The organism is Pedococcus sp. P2_D7, assembly GCF_056404295.1.
On sequence record NZ_JBFUEH010000005.1, the window covers coordinates 495,340 to 516,708 of the forward strand.

General features: G+C 71.0%; 21 protein-coding genes. 14 read left to right on the top strand and 7 right to left on the bottom strand.

Going from position 1 to position 21,369, the window contains the following annotated elements; all coding sequences use genetic code 11:
- Positions 1–34: 34 nt before the first annotated feature.
- Together AC1DWJ_RS14745 and AC1DWJ_RS14750 are read right to left on the bottom strand one after the other, a co-directional pair.
- Complete coding sequence (locus AC1DWJ_RS14745; RefSeq protein ID WP_457255770.1) at positions 35–472, bottom strand: DUF4870 domain-containing protein; 438 nt, start codon at positions 470–472, stop codon at positions 35–37.
- A 207-nt stretch (positions 473–679) separates the two neighbouring features.
- The gene (locus AC1DWJ_RS14750) at positions 680–1,555 is read right to left on the bottom strand and encodes a DUF3097 domain-containing protein (protein WP_477621171.1); all 876 of its coding nucleotides are present in this window, start codon (positions 1,553–1,555) and stop codon (positions 680–682) included.
- Positions 1,556–1,685: 130 nt separating this feature from the next.
- On the opposite strand from AC1DWJ_RS14750, the gene hrcA reads away from it, so the two are divergent.
- The 3 genes from hrcA to AC1DWJ_RS14765 are packed head-to-tail and all read left to right on the top strand — an operon-like array spanning position 1,686 to position 4,653.
- Positions 1,686–2,717, top strand: a complete 1,032-nt coding sequence (gene hrcA / locus AC1DWJ_RS14755) for a heat-inducible transcriptional repressor HrcA (protein WP_477621172.1) — start codon at positions 1,686–1,688, stop codon at positions 2,715–2,717.
- 55 nt (positions 2,718–2,772) lie between these two features.
- Positions 2,773–3,897, top strand: a complete 1,125-nt coding sequence (dnaJ, locus tag AC1DWJ_RS14760; RefSeq protein WP_477621173.1) for a molecular chaperone DnaJ — start codon at positions 2,773–2,775, stop codon at positions 3,895–3,897.
- 12 nt (positions 3,898–3,909) lie between these two features.
- Positions 3,910–4,653: a 16S rRNA (uracil(1498)-N(3))-methyltransferase gene (locus tag AC1DWJ_RS14765; protein ID WP_477621174.1), complete on the top strand. Its 744-nt coding sequence runs from the start codon at positions 3,910–3,912 to the stop codon at positions 4,651–4,653.
- An 11-nt stretch (positions 4,654–4,664) separates the two neighbouring features.
- Here AC1DWJ_RS14765 and AC1DWJ_RS14770 read toward each other — a convergent pair whose 3' ends face one another.
- Together AC1DWJ_RS14770 and AC1DWJ_RS14775 are read right to left on the bottom strand one after the other, a co-directional pair.
- Positions 4,665–5,789: a Gmad2 immunoglobulin-like domain-containing protein gene (locus tag AC1DWJ_RS14770; RefSeq protein WP_457255777.1), complete on the bottom strand. Its 1,125-nt coding sequence runs from the start codon at positions 5,787–5,789 to the stop codon at positions 4,665–4,667.
- On the bottom strand, positions 5,786–6,352 hold the full coding sequence (locus AC1DWJ_RS14775; protein WP_457255778.1) for a SigE family RNA polymerase sigma factor: 567 nt from the start codon (positions 6,350–6,352) through the stop codon (positions 5,786–5,788). The genes AC1DWJ_RS14770 and AC1DWJ_RS14775 overlap by 4 nt, the downstream gene beginning before the upstream one ends.
- A gap of 85 nt (positions 6,353–6,437) precedes the next feature.
- Between AC1DWJ_RS14775 and AC1DWJ_RS14780 the strand changes: the two genes are divergently transcribed.
- The 7 genes from AC1DWJ_RS14780 (at position 6,438) to AC1DWJ_RS14810 (ending at position 13,770) form a co-directional block, all read left to right on the top strand.
- Complete coding sequence (locus AC1DWJ_RS14780) at positions 6,438–6,839, top strand: histidine triad nucleotide-binding protein (RefSeq protein WP_477621175.1); 402 nt, start codon at positions 6,438–6,440, stop codon at positions 6,837–6,839.
- A 24-nt stretch (positions 6,840–6,863) separates the two neighbouring features.
- Positions 6,864–7,922, top strand: coding sequence for a PhoH family protein (locus AC1DWJ_RS14785; RefSeq protein ID WP_477621176.1), 1,059 nt, complete (start codon positions 6,864–6,866; stop codon positions 7,920–7,922).
- Positions 7,900–8,367: an rRNA maturation RNase YbeY gene (gene ybeY / locus AC1DWJ_RS14790; protein ID WP_457255784.1), complete on the top strand. Its 468-nt coding sequence runs from the start codon at positions 7,900–7,902 to the stop codon at positions 8,365–8,367. The genes AC1DWJ_RS14785 and ybeY overlap by 23 nt, the downstream gene beginning before the upstream one ends.
- Before the next feature lie 10 nt (positions 8,368–8,377).
- Complete coding sequence (locus AC1DWJ_RS14795) at positions 8,378–9,712, top strand: hemolysin family protein (protein WP_477621177.1); 1,335 nt, start codon at positions 8,378–8,380, stop codon at positions 9,710–9,712.
- On the top strand, positions 9,709–10,647 hold the full coding sequence (era, locus tag AC1DWJ_RS14800; RefSeq protein WP_457255787.1) for a GTPase Era: 939 nt from the start codon (positions 9,709–9,711) through the stop codon (positions 10,645–10,647). Before AC1DWJ_RS14795 ends, era begins: the two co-directional genes overlap by 4 nt.
- Positions 10,648–10,984: 337 nt before the next feature.
- A complete protein-coding gene (locus AC1DWJ_RS14805) occupies positions 10,985–12,691 on the top strand; it encodes a BCCT family transporter (protein ID WP_457255885.1) in 1,707 nt (568 codons plus the stop codon).
- A 44-nt stretch (positions 12,692–12,735) separates the two neighbouring features.
- The gene (locus AC1DWJ_RS14810; RefSeq protein WP_457255789.1) at positions 12,736–13,770 is read left to right on the top strand and encodes an aspartate-semialdehyde dehydrogenase; all 1,035 of its coding nucleotides are present in this window, start codon (positions 12,736–12,738) and stop codon (positions 13,768–13,770) included.
- Positions 13,771–13,806: 36 nt separating this feature from the next.
- Here AC1DWJ_RS14810 and AC1DWJ_RS14815 read toward each other — a convergent pair whose 3' ends face one another.
- Together AC1DWJ_RS14815 and AC1DWJ_RS14820 are read right to left on the bottom strand one after the other, a co-directional pair.
- Positions 13,807–15,750 (bottom strand): acyl-CoA dehydrogenase family protein, encoded by a 1,944-nt coding sequence (locus AC1DWJ_RS14815; protein ID WP_457255790.1) that lies wholly within the window; start codon positions 15,748–15,750, stop codon positions 13,807–13,809.
- 68 nt (positions 15,751–15,818) lie between these two features.
- Positions 15,819–16,715: a GNAT family N-acetyltransferase gene (locus AC1DWJ_RS14820; protein ID WP_477621178.1), complete on the bottom strand. Its 897-nt coding sequence runs from the start codon at positions 16,713–16,715 to the stop codon at positions 15,819–15,821.
- Between the two features lie 140 nt (positions 16,716–16,855).
- On the opposite strand from AC1DWJ_RS14820, the gene AC1DWJ_RS14825 reads away from it, so the two are divergent.
- Genes AC1DWJ_RS14825 through AC1DWJ_RS14840 form a run of 4 tightly spaced genes read left to right on the top strand, consistent with a single transcriptional unit; the run spans position 16,856 to position 20,479 of the window.
- Complete coding sequence (locus AC1DWJ_RS14825) at positions 16,856–17,467, top strand: ArsR/SmtB family transcription factor (RefSeq protein WP_477621179.1); 612 nt, start codon at positions 16,856–16,858, stop codon at positions 17,465–17,467.
- Complete coding sequence (locus AC1DWJ_RS14830) at positions 17,464–18,753, top strand: MFS transporter (protein WP_477621180.1); 1,290 nt, start codon at positions 17,464–17,466, stop codon at positions 18,751–18,753. Before AC1DWJ_RS14825 ends, AC1DWJ_RS14830 begins: the two co-directional genes overlap by 4 nt.
- Before the next feature lie 32 nt (positions 18,754–18,785).
- Positions 18,786–19,439 carry a GntR family transcriptional regulator gene (locus AC1DWJ_RS14835; RefSeq protein WP_477621181.1) on the top strand — a complete coding sequence of 218 codons (654 nt, stop codon included), beginning with the start codon at positions 18,786–18,788 and terminating at the stop codon, positions 19,437–19,439.
- A gap of 20 nt (positions 19,440–19,459) precedes the next feature.
- Entirely contained in the window at positions 19,460–20,479 is a 1,020-nt protein-coding gene (locus tag AC1DWJ_RS14840; RefSeq protein WP_477621182.1) for a 1-aminocyclopropane-1-carboxylate deaminase, read from the top strand.
- Here the strand turns inward: AC1DWJ_RS14840 and AC1DWJ_RS14845 are convergent.
- Positions 20,458–21,276, bottom strand: coding sequence for a hypothetical protein (locus tag AC1DWJ_RS14845; RefSeq protein WP_477621183.1), 819 nt, complete (start codon positions 21,274–21,276; stop codon positions 20,458–20,460). The genes AC1DWJ_RS14840 and AC1DWJ_RS14845 overlap by 22 nt on opposite strands.
- Positions 21,277–21,369 lie beyond the last annotated feature (93 nt).

Below are 21,369 nucleotides of genomic sequence, written 5' to 3' on the forward strand. Positions count from 1 at the left end.
GACTACTTCACCAGGCGACTACTTCACCAGGCGACTACTTCACCAGCTCGGGCGTCAGCGGGTAGCGGTACCACTCGCCGTTGTTCGCCTTGATCGCCGCGACGATCGACAGGACCACCCAGGCGACGGCGGTGATGATGAGGAACGGGATCCCGATCAGGACGAACGACAGCAGGCCGAAGACCCAGAACGCGATCGTGATGATGATCTGGAAGTTGAGGGCCTGCGCCGCGTGGAACCGCACGAACGGCCCCCGGTCCTTGACGATGAGGAAGACGATCAGTGGGCCGAGGAACGGGATGCCCACCAGAGCCGCCACGAACGGCGCGAGGTGCACGAGGGTGGCCCAGGTCTTCTCGTCCTGCGGCGACATGGGCCGGGGCGCCACGCCGTAGCCCTGTGGCGGCTGCTGCGGTGGCTGCTGCGGCGGTGGCGGGATGTTCGACTGCGGCTGCTGGGGTTGGTCGGTCATGGCTCTCTCCGTGGTCTGCGTGGGTCTGTACCCAGTGAAACGCATGATCGGGCGCAGAGCTGCTCAATCGGGGTGGGTTCGGGGGTGTGGTCAGGGGCGAGTCAGGGCCGACCCTGACCCAAGGGCTCAATGGCCAGGTTCTGTGACGCTGTATTGATCTCGCGACTCCGTCACGCTGTATCAATCTCGCGACTCCGTCACGCTGTATCAATCTCGCGACTCCGTCACGAAGTCGATCAGCTCCTCGACGCTTGCGAGCAGCGTCGGCTCGAGGTCGGCGTAGGAGCGGACCGTGCCGAGGATCTGCTTCCAGGCGCGGGCGATGTCGGCCTGGCTGTCGTGGGGCCAGCCGAGGTGGTCGCAGATGCCGTCCTTCCACGACCGCCCACGCGGGATGACCGGCCACGCCGTCAGCCCGAGCCGTTCGGGGCGCACGCTCTGCCACACGTCGACGTACGGGTGGCCGAGCACCCGCACGTGCGCGGCATGCGGCCCCTTGGCGGCGGCCTGGACGACGCGGTGCTCCTTGGTCCCGGGGAGCAGGTGGTCGACGAGCACGCCCATCCGGCGCCCGGGCCCGGGCTGGAACTCGGCGATCGCCCCGACGAGGTCGTCGACGCCGTCGAGCATCTCGACGACCACTCCCTCGACCCGCAGGTCGGCGCCCCAGACCTTCTCCACGAGCTCGGCGTCGTGGCGGCCCTCGACGAAGATCCGCGACCCGCTGGCCACCTTGGCGCGGGCGCCCTCGACGGTCCGTGACCCGGAGGCCGTGCGGGAGGCGGCCACCCGTGCCTCGGCCAGCTGGGCGCGGGCCGCCGCGGTGGGTGGGGTCAGCACGACAGGGGCGCCGTCGAGCAGGAAGCCCGGTCCCATCGGGAAGCCCTTGGTGCGCCCGCGCCGGTCCTCGAGGTGGACGACGCGCATGCCGCCGGCCTTCTCGACGCGGACCACGGCGCCGCACCAGCCGGTCTCGACGTCCTCGACGACCAGCCCGGTCTCGGCCTCGACCTCGCGGGAGCGACCCCGTGGGGGGACCTTCCAGTCACCGGACAGGACATCGGAGCCATAGCGGTCGGACACCGAGGCAGGGTATGCCGCGGACGCGCCTTCGCGGCGCGGGCGCGCCGCCCGTGCTGGTCCCGGCCCGGGAACCACGTAGACTTGGCACTCGCTGAGTGTGAGTGCCAACCTGACCGAACGGAGGTGTCGATTGAGCGAGGAACGTCGTCTCGCCGTGCTGCGCGCGATCGTGCAGGACTACGTCCAGACCTCCGAGCCGGTGGGGTCCAAGTCGCTGCTCGACCGCCACCAGCTGGGGGTCTCGGCCGCGACGGTGCGCAACGACATGGCCGCGCTGGAGGAGGAGGGGCTGATCGCCGCTCCGCACACCAGCGCCGGACGGGTGCCCACCGATGCGGGCTACCGGCTGTTCGTCGACCGGCTCAGCTCCGTCAAGCCGATGACCGCCGCCGAGCGGGCCGCCATCGCCCAGTTCCTGGAGGGGGCGGTCGACCTCGACGACGTCGTCGACCGGACGGTGCGGCTGCTGGCCTCGCTCACCCGCCAGGTCGCCGTGATGCAGTACCCCTCGCTCACCCGGTCCACCGTGCGCCACATCGAGTTCGTGCCGATGGGTCCGAGCCGGCTCATGGTCGTGCTGATCGTCAACACCGGCCGGGTCGAGCAACGCGTCATCGAGACCCCCCACGACTTGTCCGCCACGGACGGCGAGGCCCTCCTGGGCCTGGTCCGCGCCAAGGTCAACGCCAGGGCCGTCGGGCAGCGACTCGTGGAGGCCGCCGCGTCGCTGGCCAGCCTTGCCGACGAGTTCGACCCCGCGGACCGCGACCTGGTCCGCTCCGTCGTGCAGTCGCTCGACGACGCCCTCGTCGAGGAGCGCGAGGAGCGCGTGGTGCTGGCGGGCACCTCCAACCTCGCCCGGGTCGGCACCGACTTCCCGCTCAGCATCGGCCCCGTGCTCGAGGCGCTGGAGGAACACGTCGTGCTGCTCAAGCTGCTCGGCACGGCCAGGGAGACCTCCGACGCGGTCTCGGTGCGGATCGGGCACGAGAACCCCTTCGCCGGACTCCAGTCCACCTCAGTCGTCTCGACGGAGTACGGCTCGGGCTCGGACCTCGTCGCCGGGCTGGGCGTGCTCGGACCCACCCGCATGGACTACCCCACGACGATGGCGTCGGTGCGGGCCGTGGCCACCTACGTCTCCCGGATCCTCGCGCAGTGACGCGCGTCCACCTGCCCCACCGACTGTCAGCACCATCGACACCAAGGACATCTCGTTGAACGACTACTACCAGGACCTGGGCGTGTCCCGGGACGCCAGCCCCGAGGACATCAAGCGGGCCTACCGCAAGAAGGCGCGGACGCTGCACCCTGACGTCAACCCGAGCCCGGAGGCCGAGGAGCAGTTCAAGAAGGTCTCGCAGGCCTACGACGTGCTCTCGGACGCCGAGAAGCGCCGGTCCTACGACATGGGCTCCGACCCCTACGCCGGTGGCGCAGCGGGCTTCGGCCAGGGCTTCTCGTTCAGCGACATCATGGACGCCTTCTTCGGCGCCGGTGCCGGCCAGGCCCAGCGCGGTCCGCGGTCCCGCCAGCGCCGCGGCCAGGACGCCCTGATCCGGCTCGACATCGACCTCGCCGACGCGGTGTTCGGTGCGGAGAAGGAGCTCGCCATCGAGACCGCCGTGGTCTGCTCGACGTGTCACGGCGACGGCGCCCAGCCCGGCACCTCCCGGCGGACCTGCGACGTCTGTGGCGGTCGGGGTGAGATCCAGCAGGTCCAGCGCTCGTTCCTCGGCCAAGTCATGACGACCCGTCCGTGCGTGACCTGTCAGGGCTACGGCGAGGTGCTGGTCAGCCCCTGCTTCGAGTGCTCCGGCGACGGCCGGGTCCGCACCCGGCGCACCCTCACGATCAAGGTCCCCGCAGGCGTCGACACCGGCACCCGCATCCAGCTCGCCGGCGAGGGCGAGGTCGGCCAGGGCGGCGGCCCGGCTGGTGACCTCTACGTCGAGGTCGCGGTCCGCCCCCACCAGACGTTCCAGCGTCGTGGTGACGACCTGCACTGCACGGTCGAGCTCCCGATGACGGCGGCAGCGCTGGGGACGACGGTCAAGCTCGAGACCTTCGACGGCACCAACGAGCTCGAGATCAAGTCGGGCACCCAGGCCGGCGACGCGATGACCCTGCGGGGCCTTGGCGTCACCCACCTGCGGGGCACCGGCCGCGGTGACCTCATCATCCACGCCAACGTGCAGACCCCGACCCGGCTCGACGAGCAGCAGGAGGCGCTCCTGCGCGAACTCGCCACGCTGCGCGGCGAGGAGCGCCCGGAGGGCCGGCTGTCCCCGGCTCACCCCGGGCTGTTCGGCAAGCTCCGCGACGCCTTCAAGCCCAAGTAGCAGCCGACCGTCGTGACCCTGCCGCTCTTCCTCGTCGACCCCGTCGTCGTCGCCGGCGCCGCTGTCGGCAGCCGGGTCGTGCTCGACGGTCCCGAGGGGCGCCACGCGGCGACCGTCCGCCGGATCGGCGTCGGGGAGCAGGTCATGCTCGCCGACGGCGCCGGGCTGCGGCTCACCTGCGCCGTCGTCGGCTCAGGTAAGGCCGACCTGGAGCTCAGCGTGGTCGAGGTCGACCACGAGCCCGCGGCCCAGCCCCGCTTCGTGCTCGTGCAGGCGCTCGCCAAGGGCGACCGCGACGACCAGGCCATCGAGGCCGCGACCGAGTTCGGGGTCGACGAGGTCGTGCCGTGGCAGGCGTCCCGTTCCATCGTCCAGTGGCGCGGCGAACGCGCCGACAGGGCCCGCCGCAAGTGGGAGTCCACCGTGGTGGCGGCCGCCAAGCAGTCCCGCCGCGCCCGCGTGCCGGTGGTCGCGGACCTGGCCACCACCAAGATCCTCGCCGCGCGCATCGGCGGCGCCGCGGCGGCATACGTGCTCCACGAGGACGCCACCCAGAGCCTCGCCGCTCAGGTGCTCCCGACCGCGGGCGACGTGCTGGTCGTGGTCGGCCCGGAGGGCGGCATCACGCCCGAGGAGGTCGCGGCGTTCGAGGCGGCCGGCGCAGTGACGGTGCGGCTGGGCGACACCGTCCTGCGGTCCTCCAGCGCCGGGCCGGCGGCCCTCGCCGTGCTGAGCGCTGCCAGCCGCTGGCGCTGACCGCCCCCAGCTCACTTCACCGAGAACGACACGATCTTCTCGGCAGCGACCTTGTCGCCGCCCTCCATGCTCATCGCGAACACCCGGATCGAGTAGTCACCCGCGGGGAGCCGGCCGAGCGAGAAGGAGTAGTCGCCCTGGCTCGGACCTCCGCTGGACGCCATTGCGGTGCCGGTCGACACCTGCGTCGTGCCGCGATCCAGCTGCCAGTTGAGGTGGGCCTCGAAGACGATCGCCAGGCCCTTGACCACGACCGGCTTGCTCGCCGGGAGCACCTGGTCACGAGAGGGCGAGGTCACCCAGATAGGGGCCACGTCCTCGTAGAGGCGGTCCGACGGTGGACGCGTGAAGTCCTGGTCCGTGGAGATCGACCCGAAGAGCGTGGTCGACCCGTCAGCGACCGCGAAACGCACGGGGAGGGTCTGCTGGATCGCCGCTTGCGCGGTCCAGACCAGCTCCTGCACGGCGAGCCGCTTGTTCTCCTCGCCGACGACCGCACTCGACGAGCCGGCATTGGCCAGGTGCACCGTGATCACTCCATCAGCCACGGTCACGTCGCCGATGGTCTGCCCCGACCACGGCTGGAGGTAGCCGTCGGTGTTGCTGTACGGCTGGGCGTTGATGGCCAGCACCAAGGCCGCCTTGGCCTTGGCCGCGGCGGTGGCGCCGGTGGACAGGTCCTGACGGAGGAACTCCCGGAACAGCCGGTAGGTCGGCTTGGCGTCGCCGATCGGGCCGACGAAGTAGACCGGGAGCGACATCGACTCGGTCGCGGCAGGTGCGCTCGTGGTCGGCGAGCTGGTCGGGGAGCCGGTCGACGACGCTGACTGCGTGGGGCCGTGGGTGGCCGGTGGCGTGACCGACGGTCGGTCGTCCTGCCCGGACCACCAGACGCCACCGATGATGGCCGCCACCGCGGCTGCTGCGGCCAGTGGCAGCACCCAGCGCCGGGTGCCCGAGCCCCCCGTGGCGGTCACCGGCCCGACCTCGTGGGCCTCGTGCAGGATCGTGTCGAGCCGGTTGGACGGGCGCACCTGCTCGGCGTCGCGGGCCAGCGCCTGGCGCAGCCGTCGCTCCACCTGGTCGAACTCGCCCGGCTCGTAGTCGGGGTGCAGGAAGTCGGTGCGGTCGCTCATGACGTCGCCTCCATCCGGTCGCGCAGGGTCGCGAGCCCGCGGTGCGCATGGGCCTTGACCGAGCCCGCGGAGATGCCGAGCGCATCGGCGATCTCGGCCTCACTGAGGTCGAGGTAGTAGCGCATGGTCAGGACCTCTCTCTGGCGCTGGGGGAGTCGTCCCAGCGCGCCGATCATGGTGGTGGTGCTCTCGGACTGGAGGGCGCGCTCCTCTGCGCTCGCCTCGCTGTGCCGGGCGTATGCAGTGGGGCCGCCCTGCTGCTCGCGCGTCACGTAGCGCTCCTCCACGCCGCGGTGCCGCAGGCCGGAGCGGGCTCCGTTGACCACCGCGCGACGCAGGTAGGCGGCCGCGGCCTGGTGGTCACGGATGGTGTCCCAGCGGCGGTGCACCGCGATGAAGGCGTCCTGGACGACCTCCTCGGCCGCGAGGTCGTCTCGCAGCAGCAGCCAGGCCAGCCGCACCAGCCCAGTCCAGTGCGCGGCATACAGCTCGGTGATGGCTTCGTCGGCACTCGGCCGCACCTCACCACCCCGGTCGCGCTCGGCCACACTCAACAGTCTCACGCCACCTAGACGCGCAACCCCTCTGGCCGGTTGACGCGCCGATACCCTCTTGTTTGTGGAAGACACCGGCGTGGACGACACAGGCATGGACGACACCACCATGGACGACACGGGCCGGCGCGACGGGACGACGCGGAACTCCGATCCGGACTGCCTGTTCTGCAAGCTCGTGGCGGGCACGCTCCCCGTGACCGTCGTGTACGAGGACGAGGCGACCTTCGCCTTCCGTGACCTGGAGCCACAGGCCCCGACGCACGTCCTCGTGGTCCCGCGCCACCACGTGCCCGATGTCGCCGCCCTCGTGCAGGAGGCTCCGGAGGACGTCGCGGCCCTGATGCGCGCCGTGGCCGCCGTGGCGGCGCAGGAGGGGCTGGCCGACCGTGGCTACCGCTCGGTCTTCAACACCGGAGCCGAGGCGCACCAGACGGTGTTCCACGCCCATGTCCACGTGCTCGGCGGCCGGTCAATGGCTTGGCCACCCGGCTGAGCAGCACCGTAGACTGGGCAGACCATGTCAGATCCTGAACATCCGACCACGCTGGGGGGCGCGCCCGAGGGTGCTCTCCCGGTGCCCACGCACACCGTCGAGATCCCGCCACAGGTGCAGATGGTGACGCTCCTCGGCCCGCGGGACGAGCTCCTCCGCACGATGGAGCGGGCCTTCCCGAAGCTGGCGATCCACGTCCGCGGCAACGAGTTCCACCTGTCCGGCCCGAGCGCCGAGGTGGCCCTGGCCGAGCGCACGATCGACGAGCTGCTCCTGGTCATCGACGGCGGACAGCCGCTCAACCGCGACGCTGTCGAGCGCTCGATCAGCATGCTGCGCGCCCAGACCACCGAGCGTCCTGCCGACGTGCTGACGATGAACATCGTGAGCAACCGCGGCCGCACCATCCGGCCCAAGACGCTCAACCAGAAGCACTACGTCGACGCCATCGACGCCCACACGATCGTCTTCGGGATCGGCCCGGCCGGCACCGGCAAGACCTACCTCGCGATGGCCAAGGCCGTCGCCGCGCTGCAGGCCAAGCAGGTCAACCGGATCATCCTCACCCGCCCGGCAGTGGAGGCGGGGGAGCGGCTCGGCTTCCTGCCCGGCACCCTCAACGACAAGATCGACCCCTACCTGCGGCCGCTCTACGACGCGCTGCACGACATGGTCGACCCCGAGTCGATCCCGCGGCTGATGGCCGCCGGCACCATCGAGGTCGCGCCGCTGGCCTACATGCGTGGCCGCTCGCTCAACGACGCGTTCATCATCCTCGACGAGGCCCAGAACACCTCGCCGGAGCAGATGAAGATGTTCCTCACCCGGCTCGGGTTCGGCTCGAAGATGGTCGTCACGGGCGACATCACGCAGGTCGACCTGCCCGACGGCACCAAGTCGGGGCTGCGCGTGGTCCGCGACATCCTCGCCGACCTCGACGACATCCACTTCTCCCTCCTCACCGCGCAGGACGTCGTCCGGCACCGCCTCGTGGGCGCGATCGTCGACGCCTATGAGCACTGGGACGAGCGGACACAGGACTCGGGAGGGCGAGGACAGCGTGAGCGTCGACGTTCTCAATGAGACCGACTACCAGCTCGACGAGCTCGAGCTGGTGGCGCTGAGCCGCTACGTCATGGGCGAGATGCGGGTCCACCCCGGAGCAGACCTGTGCCTTCGTCTGGTCGACGAGGCGGCGATGGAGGTGCTCCACGTGCAGTGGATGGACCTGCCCGGCCCCACCGACGTGATGAGCTTTCCGATGGACGAGCTGCGGCCGGGTCGCGAGGGCGAGGAGCCCGAGGAGGGTGTGCTCGGCGACATCGTGCTGTGCCCGTCCGTGGCAGCCAAGCAGGCCTCCGACGCCGGTCACGCGACCGAGGAGGAGCTCCTGCTGCTGACCACGCACGGGATCCTGCACCTGCTCGGGTACGACCACGCGGAACCCGAGGAGGAGCGCGAGATGTTCGAGCTCCAGCGTCAGCTGCTGCTGACCTTCCTCGCGGGCCGCGGGCGTCCCGCCCCGTGATGGTGACGTCATGACCGGACTCGTCTTCGCCGCCCTCGTCAGCGTCGCTGCCGCCTTTCTGCTGTCCGCCGCCGAGGCCGCCCTCTGGCGGATGTCGCGGGTCCGCGCCCAGGAGCTGCTCGAGGAGAAGCGACCGGGCGCCAAGGCCCTCAACCGCATCGTCGGCGACAGCGCGGCATACCTGTCGGTGACGGCGTTCCTGCGCATCGTCGCGGAGTCGACCACCGCCGTCCTCATCACCCTCGGGGCGATCAACCTCGTCGACGGCTTGTGGACGCGGCTGCTCGTCGCGATCGGCGTGATGGCGCTCGTCTCCTTCGTCGTCGTGGGCGTCTCGCCCCGCACGCTCGGCCGTCAGCACTCAGACTCCGTTGCCCTGCTTGCCTCTCCGCTCATCGTCGGGCTGCGCACCTTCCTCGGCCCGGTCGCCCGGGTGCTGATCGCGCTGGGCAACGCGGTGACCCCGGGGCGCGGCTACCGCGACGGCCCGTTCCAGAGCGAGTCCGAGCTGCGCGACCTGGTCGACCTCGCGGGGGAGAGCGCGGTCATCGAGGCCGGCGAGCGCGAGATGATCCACTCCGTCTTCGAGCTCGGCGACACCGTGGCGCGCGAGGTCATGGTGCCCCGCACCGACATGGTGACCATCGACGGCGAGAAGTCGCTGCGCTCGGCGATGTCGCTGTTCCTGCGGTCGGGCTTCTCGCGGATCCCGGTCGTGGGCGACGGCTCCGACGACATCCTGGGGCTGCTCTACTTCAAGGACGTCGTGCGGCGGGTCAACGCCGACCACGAGGCGGGCACGCTGCCGGTCACCGCCCAGATGCGCCCCATGCACTACGTGCCGGAGAGCAAGCCGGTCGACGACCTGCTGCGCGAGATGCAGCGCGACCAGAGCCACTTCGCCGTGGTCGTCGACGAGTACGGCGGCACCGCCGGCCTGGTGACGATCGAGGACATCATCGAGGAGATCGTGGGCGAGATCGCCGACGAGTACGACCGTGAGGCTCCCGGGGTCGAGGACCTTGGGAACGGCACCTTCCGCGTCCCCGCGACGATGGACATCGACGACCTGGCCGACCTCTTCGACGTCGACATCGAGGAGGACGAGGTCGACACCGTCGGTGGCCTCATCGGCAAGTCGATCGGCCGGGTGCCCATCGTCGGGTCCAGGTGCGAGGTCGGTGGGCTCTCGCTGACCGCCGAGCGGATGGCCGGTCGCCGCCACCGGATCGCCAGTGTCATCGTCGAGCGGGTCGCCGTGGCCGACCCCGACGGCGGCCACGCGCCGACCGACGACAGCCTCGAGCGCACTACGGTGGAGCCCGAGCGCGAGGGAGTGTCATGACTGCGAGTGGTTCGGGTGCGTCCGACGGGTACGTCGCAGGCTTCGCCTGCCTGGTCGGTCGGCCCAACGCCGGCAAGTCCACGCTGACCAACGCCCTCGTGGGTCACAAGGTCGCGATCACCTCGTCGAAGCCGCAGACCACGCGGCACACCATCCGCGGCATCGTCACGACGCCGACCTCGCAGCTCGTGCTCGTGGACACCCCGGGGCTGCACAAGCCCCGGACCCTGCTGGGCGAGCGGCTCAACGACGTCGTGCGGGAGACCCTGCTCGAGGTAGACGTCATCGGGTTCTGCCTGCCGGCGGACCAGCGGATCGGCCCGGGTGACGGGTTCATCGCCAGGGAGCTCAAGGAGATCCAGCAGGACCGGCGGCGCCCGGTCGTCGCCATCGCGACGAAGATCGACACCGTCGACCGCGAGCGGTTGGCCGAGCACCTCATCGCCATCGACCAGCTCGGCAACTGGGACGCGATCGTGCCCTGCTCGGCCGTCGACGGCCGCCAGGTGCAGGACGTCGCGCAGGTCCTGTCGACCTACCTCCCGACGTCGCCGGGCCCGCTCTACCCCGAGGGGCAGCTGACCGACGAGCCCGACGTCGTCATGATCGCCGAGCTGGTCCGCGAAGCGGCGCTCGAGGGGGTGCGCGACGAGCTGCCCCACTCCCTGGCCGTGGTGGTCGAGGAGATGGTGCAGCGGCCCGACCGTCCGGAGGACAAGCCGCTGCTCGACATCCGGGTCAACGTCTTCGTCGAACGCTCGTCCCAGAAGGCGATCATCATCGGGCGCGGAGGGTCGAGGCTCCGCGAGGTCGGCACCAACGCCCGCATCGGCATCGAGAAGCTGCTCGGCCAGAAGGTCTACCTCGACCTGCACGTGAAGATCGCCAAGGACTGGCAGCGCGACCCCAAGCAGCTGCAGCGCCTGGGTTTCTGAAGACAGCGCCTGGGTTTCTGCGGGCCCGGCGACGTTCCGCCTCGTGTGGCGAGGCTCACGCCATACCCGAATCCCTTGCGGGGCAACGAATTCGGTGACGCCGATCGCTGTCGGCCCGCTCGCGACTTGAGATCGGCGCTCGTTCTCGACAGGGTGGGCGGTCGGTTGCAATGGTATTGCATTGCAACGGTTTTGAACTGGACCGAGCTTGATACGCAACTGACGAGAACGAAGGAGCGGCGCCCGCACGCGCCAACAACACCCTGTGAGCACACTGACGAACACTGGCCCGGCCGCACCGGCTGAGGCCTCGGGCGAGCACGACGCCCTCGAGCACCTGCCCGACAACCACCACCCCGCCCTCGACCCCGTCGTGGTGGAGCACCAGGCCAACGAACCCCGGAAGGTCGACACCATCGTCTTCGGGGTCACGGCCGCCATCGCGGTCGCGTTCGTGCTGTGGGGCTTCCTCAGCACCGACACCCTCAGCTCGGCCTCGGGCGCAGGCCTCGGCTGGGTCGTCCACAACATGGGCTGGCTCTTCTCCCTGGTGGCCTCGGGCTGCGTGTTCTTCGTCATCTGGCTCGCGGCCAGCAAGTACGGACGCATTCCGCTGGGCCGCGACGACGAGCAGCCGGAGTTCAACACGGTCTCCTGGGTCGCGATGATGTTCTCGGCCGGCATGGGCATCGGCCTGATGTTCTACGGCGTCTCCGAGCCGCTCTCGCACTTCGTGACGCCGCCGCCCGGCACCGGTGCGGCCGGCAACCCGGAGGCCGTGCAGAACGCCATGGCCACGACGCTGTTCCACTGGACCCTGCACCCGTGGGCCATCTACGCCCTCGTCGGGCTGGCCATCGCCTACGGCGTCTTCCGGAGGGGCCGCTCGCTGCTCATCAGCTCGGCCTTCGCGCCGCTGCTGGGGGAGAAGCGCACCAACGGCCCGGCCGGTCGCGTCATCGACATGCTCGCGATCTTCGCGACGCTGTTCGGCTCCGCGGCCTCGCTCGGCCTCGGCGCGCTGCAGATCGGCTCCGGCTTCGAGATCGTCGCCGGCATCGGCAAGGCGGGCAACATGCTGCTCGTCGCGATCATCGCCGTGCTGACGGTCTGCTTCATCCTGTCGGCCGTCTCGGGTGTTGCCAAGGGCATCCAGTGGCTGTCCAACATCAACATGGTGCTGGCCCTCGCGCTCGCCGTCTTCGTCTTCGTCGTGGGCCCGACCGTCTTCATCCTCAACCTCGTCCCGACCGCCGTGGGCTCCTACTTCCAGGACCTCGCGATGATGTCGGCCCGCACCGACGCCGCGGGTGGCGACGCCATGAAGGAATGGCTGTCGGGCTGGACGATCTTCTACTGGGCCTGGTGGGTCAGCTGGACGCCCTTCGTCGGCATGTTCATCGCCCGCATCTCGCGGGGTCGCACCATCCGGCAGTTCGTCACCGGTGTGCTGCTCGTGCCGAGTGTCGTGTCCCTCGTGTGGTTCGCCATCTTCGGTGGTGCCGGCATCCAGATGCAGCGCAGCGGCACCGACGTGGCCGGCGCGGGATCCGCCGAGGGCACGCTCTTCGCGATGCTCTCCCACATGCCGCTGTCGACCATCACGTCGGTCGTGGTGATGCTGTTGGTCGCGATCTTCTTCGTGTCCGGTGCCGACGCCGCGTCGATCGTCATGGGCACGCTCTCCGAGCGCGGGACGCTCGTCCCGAGCCGCAAGACCGTGGTCTTCTGGGGCGCCGCCACCGGCGCCGTGGCAGCGGTGATGCTCCTCGTCGGCGGTGAGGACGCGTTGTCAGGGCTGCAGAACATCACCATCGTGGCGGCGCTGCCGTTCCTCGTCGTGATGGTCGGTCTGGCGATCGCCCTGGTCAAGGACCTCAGCAACGACCCGATGATCGTCCGCGGTGCGTATGCCATGGCGGCCGTCGAGCAGGCCGTGGTGGCCGGCGTCACCGAGCACGGCGACGACTTCACGCTCACCTTCGAGGAGTCCGCGCCCGGCGAAGGCGTGGGCGACCGAGCCATCGGTTCCGCCACATCGTGAGCCACTGAACCGGTGCACGACCGAGCCGACCTATCCTTGGTCCCATGAGAATTGGTGTCTTTGGGGCCACCGGGCAGGTCGGCTCGGTCATGCGCGCACTCCTTGCCGAGCGGGGTTTCCCGGTCGACGAGATCCGCTACTTCGCGTCGGCGCGGTCTGCCGGCACGACGCTCCCGTGGGCGGGTGGCGAGGTCACCGTCGAGGACTCGGCCACGGCTGACTTCTCCGGCATCGACATCGCGCTCTTCTCCAACGGGGGAGCCGCGTCGAAGGAGCTGGCTCCCAAGGTCGCGGCCGCGGGAGCGGTCGTGGTCGACAACTCGTCGGCCTGGCGCAAGGACCCCGACGTCCCCCTCGTCGTGAGCGAGGTCAACGCCGACGACCTCGACACCATCCCCAAGGGGATCGTCGCGAACCCCAACTGCACGACGATGGCCGCCATGCCGGTCCTGAAGCCGCTGCACGACGAGGCCGGGCTGGTCCGCCTCACCGTGGCGTCCTACCAGGCGGTGTCCGGCTCCGGGGGCAAGGGCGTGCAGGAGCTCGACGGCCAGCTCCGCGGTGGGTATGCCGCGGGCGAGCCTGCCGAGCTGGCCCTCGACGGGCGCGCGGTGCAGATCCCGGCCCCGAACGTCTACGCGGTGCCGGTGGGCTTCAACGTCATCCCGCTGGCAGGGTCGATCGTCGACGACGGGTCGCTCGAGACCGACGAGGAGCAGAAGCTGCGCAACGAGTCGCGCAAGATCCTGCACATCCCCGACCTGCTGGTGTCGGGCACCTGTGTCCGGGTGCCGGTCTTCACCGGTCACTCGCTCGCCATCCACGCCGAGTTCGCCGACGACATCACGCCCGAGCGCGCGCTGGAGCTGCTGGCCAAGGCTCCCGGCGTCGTCGTGACCGACGTGCCCAACCCGCTCGAGGCGGCCGGGCGTGACGAGGTCTACGTCGGTCGGGTGCGGGTCGACCAGGCCGCCCCGGCAGGCAAGGGCCTGGTGCTCTTCGTGGTGGGCGACAACCTGCGCAAGGGCGCCGCCCTCAACGCGGTGCAGATCGCCGAGGAGCTGCTCAAGCGCCGCTGAGGTTCGCCGCGGACCCGGGCACGGGGGTTCGGAAGGTCAGCGGACCGCCCGCCAGACCGACTCCGACTCGCTGGCGCCCGGGGACCACGGGGCGATCCACGGCCCGGTGCCCTCGCTCTGGTCGATGACCCCTTCCTCGAGCCAGGTGTAGTCGCCGGCCAGCACGCCCTTGGCGAGCCTCATGTCGGCATCGTCGCTGTTGGACCACAGGGCGGTGAACAGCCGCTCCACCCGCAGCCGGCTCTGCTGGCAGAACACGTCGGCGAGCTGGTAGGCGGAGCGTCCGCGCTCCGCGTCGTCGGTGCGCAGCATCTCTGCGCGGCTACAGGCGGCCGCGATCGCGAACAGCTCGGCCCCGATGTCGACGACCCGCCCCAGGAACGCCTGCCGGTACTCCATCTTCGCCTGCCACCGCGACATGCCGTAGAACGTCTGCCGGGCGAGCTTGCGACTGGACCGCTCCACGAACCGCAGGTGCGTGGCCAGGGCGCCGAACTCGGCATACGAGGTGGGTGCGGCACCCTTGCCGACGACGAGCTGGGGGAGCCACTTGGCGTAGAAGCCGCTGGCGCCCGCGGCGGCTCGCGCCTTGTCCTCCAGCGAGGCGTCCTTCTCCGCCAGCGCACCCGCAGCCTTGAGGTGGGCGTCGACGGCCTCGCGCGCGATGAGCAGGTGCATGATCTCGGTGGAGCCCTCGAAGATCCGGTTGATCCGCAGGTCGCGCATCATCTGCTCGGCCGGGACGGCGCGTTCGCCGCGGGCCCGGAGCGACTCGGCCGTCTCGTAGCCGCGCCCCCCGCGCACCTGGACCAGCTCGTCGGCGATCTGCCACGCCATCTCCGACGCCCAGAGCTTGGCCAGGGCCGCCTCGATCCGGATGTCCTTGCTGCCCGCGTCGGCGAGCTGGGCCGAGAGCTCAAGCACCGACTCGAGGCCGTAGGTCGTCGCCGCGATGAAGGCGATCTTCTCGGCCACCGCACCGTGCTCGCCGACCGGCCGCCCCCACTGCACGCGCTCGGCGGACCACTCGCGCGAGATCTTCAGCGCCCACTTGCCGGCCGCGGCACACATCGCCGGGATGGACAGCCGACCGGCGTTGAGGGTCGTGAGGGCGATCTTGAGGCCGTCGCCCTCCTTGCCGAGGCGGTTCTCGGCCGGCACCCGCACCTGGTGGAAGCGGGTGAGGCCGTTCTCGATCCCCTTGAGCCCCATGAACGAGTTGCGCCGCTCGACCGTGATGCCCTCGGCCGTCCCCTCGACGACGAAGGCGGTGATCCCGCCCTTCGACCCGTCGCGAGCGGGCACGCGCGCCATGACGACGAGCAGCTCGGCGACCACGCCGTTGGTGGTCCACAGCTTCACCCCGTCGAGGAGGTATGCCGTGCCGTCCTCGGTGGGGGTCGCGGTGCTGCCCATGCGGGCCGGGTCCGAGCCGACGTCGGGCTCGGTCAGGAGGAACGCCGAGATCGCGCCGGCAGCGCAGCGGGGGAGGAAGGCCTGCTTCTGCTCGGCGGTGCCGACGAGCTTTACGGGTTCGGGGACGCCGATGGACTGGTGCGCCGACAGGAGCGCGCCGAGGCTCGGGTGCGCCGAGCCCACCAGCATGAGGGCCTGGCCGTAGGCGGACATCGTGAGGCCGAGGCCGCCGTACTCGCGCGGGATCTTCATCCCGAACGCGCCGATGTCGGCCAGTCGGGCCAGCACGTCGTCGGGGATCAGTGCGTCGCGCTCGATCTGCGCGCCGTCGATGCCCTCGCACACCTCGCGCAGCCGGACGAGGAACTCCTCACCCCGGGCCTGGTCCTCGGGCGTGGCCCGCGGGTGCGGGTGCACGAGGTCCAGGTCGAAGTGCCCCAGGTAGAGCCCCTTGGCGAAGCTCGGCCGGTTCCAGTCGGACTCGCGCGCCGCCTCGGCCACGGCTCGCGACTCGCGCTCGGTCGCATCGACGGTCGGTTGGCCCTGCTCGACGTCACTGGTCATGTGATCGCCTCCTGCCGCCACGCTACTCCCGAGTAGGCTGCGCGACCACCGGGCTCAGCCGTCGGCGCTCAGAGGTCGGTCATCCAGTGCCGCCAGGTCTGGGTGACCTGCATGCCCACGTGCTCGTAGAGACCGAGGGCGCCGGTGCGTGAGTCGGTGGAGAGCTCGCTCACTGTGGCACCGTGGTCCCGCGCGCGTTCGAACGCATCCACGAGGAGCGCCCTGGCCAGGCCCAGTCCGCGCTGGTCGTTCCGCACCGCGATGGCGTCGACGTAGCCGGTGGCGCCGGCCAGGATCGTGTAGCAGACCCCGACCTCGGTGCCCTGCGGGTCGACGACGAACCGGATCTGCCACGGCTCGAAGCCGGGCCGCAGCGGCCCGCGGGGCGCCCAGTCCTCGAAGGTCGAGGGGTCCCGGTCCGGCCACTCGTTGAAGGCGTCCTCGATGAGCTGGAAGGCGACCCGGCCGTCGGCGGGACCCTCGAACTCGCGGAGCGTGTATCCCTCCGGCAGCGGCTGCGGCTCGATGGGGCGGTCTGCCGGCACCTGGAGCACCCAGGACGTCCAGCCCTCGCGGTACCCGCGAGCCTGGAAGAACCTCTCGGGGTCGGTGTCTCCGGGGACGGTCTGCCCCACGAGGTGCGATCCGCGCTGCCGGGCGCAGTCCTCGAGCCAGTCAGCGAGCCAGGTGCCGATGCCGCGACCCCGGTGGTCCGGGTGCACGGAGGCGTCGGCGCGGCGGCCCTTGAAGACCTCGCCCGAGGCCACCAGCCGGTCGCCGTCCCAGATGCCGATGCTCTCGGTGGCGAGGTCGAAGCTGCCGCGGGCCCAGTCGCCCTCGATGTCCTCGACCTCGATGGCGGCCTCACCCACGTCATGGGTCTCGGCCGCGGCGACGATCTCGTAGACGGCCTGGGCGTCGGTGGGGGACAGCGGGCGGGCCACCAGCCCGGCGGGAAGATCCATGGGCGAAAGCGTGCCGGGGTGTGGGTCCGGACGCACGTGGTTTTCCCGGTGACACCCGGAGAATATTGTGAGAGAGTCCTCTCACAATTACTTCTCAAGCACGAGTTCTCTCACAATTCCCACCACCGTCTGGAGCGGTCATGTCGGAGCAGCGCGGTGACAACCCGTACGGCGACGTCGAGCTCACCCCTCGGGCCATGCGGGCGCTCGCCCACCCCGTCCGGCTGGCGATCCTCAGCCGCCTCCAGGGCTACGGTCCGAGCACGGCGACGGCCCTCGCGCCGCTCGTCGGGGCCACTCCGTCCGTCACGAGCTGGCACCTGCGCCACCTCGCCGAGCACGGCCTGGTCCGCGACGCAGACGTGGAGTCGGACGGGCGTCAGCGGTGGTGGGAGGCCGCCGGAACGGGCTTCCGCTTCGTCCCACCCGCCGACGACGCGGGTCGGGACGCCGCGACCCTGCTGTCCCACGTCCTGTTCGACCAGGCCGAGCCGTTGCCTCGCGCCTGGACCCGGGAGACCGAGCCCCTGCTCGAGGACGACTGGCGCCGGTCGGCGGGCCTGTCTAACACCACGGTCGTCGTCACCGCCGAGGAGCTGGCTGAGGTGGAGTCGGCCATCGAGCACCTGCTTGCACCCTTCGTGCACCGCCGGGGCAACCGCCAGGCCGTGCCCGGTGGCCGCAACGTTCGGATGCTGCGCTACGTGCTTCCCGAGGCGCAGGACGGCTCCGAGGTGGACGAGACCCCATGAGCGAGTCCGCGGCAACGACGACCACCACGAAGGCCCCGCTCTGGCGGGACCGCCGGTTCGCCACGTACTGGGCGGGGCAGGGCATCTCCCAGTTCGGCGACCGGATCACCGAGCTGGCGCTCCCGCTGATCGCGGTGACCGCCCTGCACGCCAGTGCTCCCACGGTGGGCCTCCTGACGGCTGCGGTCTGGGCGCCGAACCTGCTGTCGCTGTTCGTCGGCACCTGGGTCGACCACCAGGTGCGCAAGCGCCGGCTGCTCATCGTGGCCGACCTGCTGCGGTGCGTCGTGCTGCTCAGCCTGCCCGTCGCCCACTTCCTGGGGGCGATCACGATGGGCCAGCTCTTCGCGGTGGCGCTGCTCGCGGGAGCCGGTCAGGTCCTCTACCAGACGTCCTACCCCAGCTTCTTCGTCGCGCTGGTGCGGCGTGACCAGTTCGTCGAGGCCAACAGCCTGCTCAGCGGCACGCGGTCGGCGTCGTTCGTGGCGGGGCCGGCGGTGGCCGGTGGGCTGATCCAAGCGGTCACGGCGCCGGTCGCCATGCTGGTCGACGCGGTCACCTTCGCCATCTCTGCGGTGCTCATCGGCAGGGTGCGGTTGCGCGAGCTGCCGGTCGACACCTCGAACGAGGCGGGGCTGCTCCGACGGGCGCGCGATGGCATGGGCCTGGTGCTGAAGGACCGCTACCTGCGCGCCTCGCTCGCGTGCGCCACGACCATCAACCTGTTCAACCTGATGGCCGGTGCGCTGCTGATCCTCTTCGCCAGCCGCGAGCTGGGCCTGTCGGCCGGGGTCATCGGCCTGGCCCTCGGCATCGGTGCGACCGGTGGTCTCCTCGGCACGGTGCTCGCTGGGCCGCTCACGCGTCGCATCGGGCTCGGGCGCACCATCGCGGTCGGCGCCGTGGTGTTCTCGGCTCCCTTTGCGCTGTTGCCCCTGGCGGGCGGCCCGACCTGGTCGCGGGCGGGTGTGCTGGCGCTCGTGGAGTTCATCTCCGCGTTGGGCGTCATGTGCCTCGACATCCCGCTCAACGCCCTGATGACCGCGGTGACGCCTGACGGCGTGCGAAGCCGCGTGACCGGAGCGTTCTCGACGGTGAACTACGGCATCCGTCCGCTCGGTGCGGTCCTCGGTGGTCTGGTCGGGGAGTGGATCGGGCTGGCGCCGACCATGGTCGTCGCGGCGGTCGGCGGCTCGTTGTCGGTGCTCTTCCTGCTATGGTCGCCGGTCTTCTCGACGGCCTCGATCGCGGAGCTCGACGGGGTCCAGGAGCTGAGCAGCCCTTGACCGGCCGGCCCAACTGATATGCAATATATCGCGTGCCCGTCCCCGCGCCGCAGCCTCCGGTCTCCCGTGCCCTGCTGCGCGACGACGTCTATCGCCGGGTGCGCGACGCGATCGTCGACGGCACCCTCGGCCCCGGCGAGCAGCTGCGCGACCAGGAGCTGGCGGCCTGGCTCGGCGTGAGCCGCACCCCGGTGCGCGAGGCCCTGCTGCGCCTCCAGCAGGCGGGGCTGGTCGCCGCGCTCCCGGGTCGCTCCACCACGGTGGCCTCGCTCGACACCCGGGCGGCTCGGGACGCCCAGGCGGTGGTGGCCGAGATGCACCGGCTCGCCGTCCACGACGCGGTCGGCCTGCTGACGGCCGACGACCTCGCCCGCATGCGCGCCGCGAACGCGCGCTTCCGCCTGGCTCTGGAGGCCGGCGACGCGGAGGGGGCCCTCGCCGCCGACGACGAGCTGCACGGCATACCGGTCGCGGCGGCGGGCAACGCCGCGCTCGCCGCGGTCCTCGACCAGTTCACCCCGGTGCTCCGGCGGGTGGAGCGGCTGCGGTTCAGCTCGCTGTCGGGCCGTGGCTCCGTCGCCCTGCACGCCCGGCTCATCGACCTGTGCGAGGCGGGGGACCGGGAGGCGGCCGCCCAGGTGTCCCACCAGACCTGGCAGACCCTTGCCCCCCTGCTCGACACCTGACCCGACCCGAGGAGATCCGCATGTCGATCCACGACTTCGAGCGCTACCCGCTCACCTTCGGCCCGAGCCCGGTGCACCGGCTGGCGCGTCTCACCGCGCACCTCGGTGGCGCGCAGGTCTGGGCCAAGCGCGAGGACTGCAACAGCGGGCTCGCCTTTGGTGGCAACAAGACCCGCAAGCTCGAGTACATCGTCCCCGACGCCCTCGCGCAGGGCGCGGACACGCTGGTGTCGATCGGTGGCTACCAGTCCAACCACACCCGGCAGGTCGCGGCGGTCGCGGCACACCTCGGGCTCAAGTGCCGCCTGGTGCAGGAGAAGTGGGTGGACTGGGACGACCCGGTCAACGACAAGGTCGGCAACATCCTGCTGTCGCGGATCATGGGGGCCGACGCCCGGCTCGACCCGCACGGCTTCGACATCGGGATCCGCTCGTCCTGGGAGGACGCGCTGCGCGAGGTCGAGGAGTCCGGGGGCAAGCCCTACGGCATCCCTGCCGGGGCCTCCGAGCACCGGCTGGGCGGCCTCGGGTTCGCGAACTGGGCCTACGAGGTGATCCAGCAGGAGGAGGAGCTCGGGGTCTCCTTCGACACCATCGTCGTGTGCACCGTGACCGGCTCGACCCACGCCGGCATGATCGCCGGGTTCGCAGCCCTGGAGGACGCCGGCAGTCGCCCGCGCCGGGTCCTGGGCATCGACGCCTCGGCCACGATCGACAAGACCCGCGACCAGGTCCGCCGCATCGCGCAGCACACCGCCGACCTCATCGGCCTCGACCGGCCGCTCCGCGATGACGAGGTGACCGTGCTCGACGGCTGGGCCGGCGATCTCTACGGCATCCCGGTCGACTCCACCATCGAGGCGATCCTGCTGAGCGGTCGGCTGGAGGGCATGATCATCGACCCGGTCTACGAGGGGAAGTCGATGGCTGGTCTCGTGGACCTCGTGACGTCCGGCGAGATCGCGAAGGACTCGACGGTGCTCTACGCGCATCTCGGTGGACAGCCCGCGCTCAACGCCTACTCGGGGATCTTCGACTGACCACCCTCGGCGAACGTCCACCCGCGCTCGGCCAGGGCTTCGCGCAGGAACCGGAGCGCGATCGGTCCCACCCCGTGGAGCGCCGCCAGCCCTTCCTCGCTGCGGTCCCGCACCTGCTCGAGGGTCCAGATCCCCTCGGCCCGCAGTGCCCGCGTGGCGGGGGCGCCGATGCGGGGCAGGGGAGTGCCCTCGGGGGCGGTCGGCCGGTCGAGCCGTGGAGCGCCGGACTCGGCGTCGACCACGGCCGCCCCACGGGGCGACAGCCGGTAGCCGATGTCGAGTGACTCGGTCAGCCCGAGCTCCTTGAGCTTGCGGACGTCGCGCTTGAAGCTCGGGGTGTCCCGCCCCAGCTCGGCGGCGAGCTCTGGCGCCCGGACCGTCGGGGAGCGGTCGATGATCAGCAGCGTCGCCCGCGTCCACGGGCCGATCGACGACGCGCGATCGAGCCGGTCGAGGCGCTCGCGGATCGCGGCCACCTCGTCGGCCTCGGGCACCGTGGCGCGCAGCTGCTCCCTCGGGTCGGCGCCCGCGTGGCGCAGCCCAACCCGCCAGACCGGCCGGTCGGCCTTGGCCTCCAGCATCCGGCGCAGCTCGACGACCGACTTCGCGCCCGCTCGCCGGGCCTCCTCGGCGCTGATCCGCGACGGGGCGACCTTCTCGACGGACGTCACCTCGAGCAGGCCGACGCGCGTGCGCAGCCTCGTGCCGACGACCACCCTCGGACGGTCCCAGCGCCGAAAGGCGAGATCGACGTCGCCCGCCCTGATGGCCGCGAGGGTGTCCGGTCGGATCATCATGGCGGCAACCTACCCGCCCTGCGTCCGGATGGTGGGCGAGCAGGTTCGCACGTTGGACGGATGCCGGGCGCGCGGCATACCCTCGACCCGTGC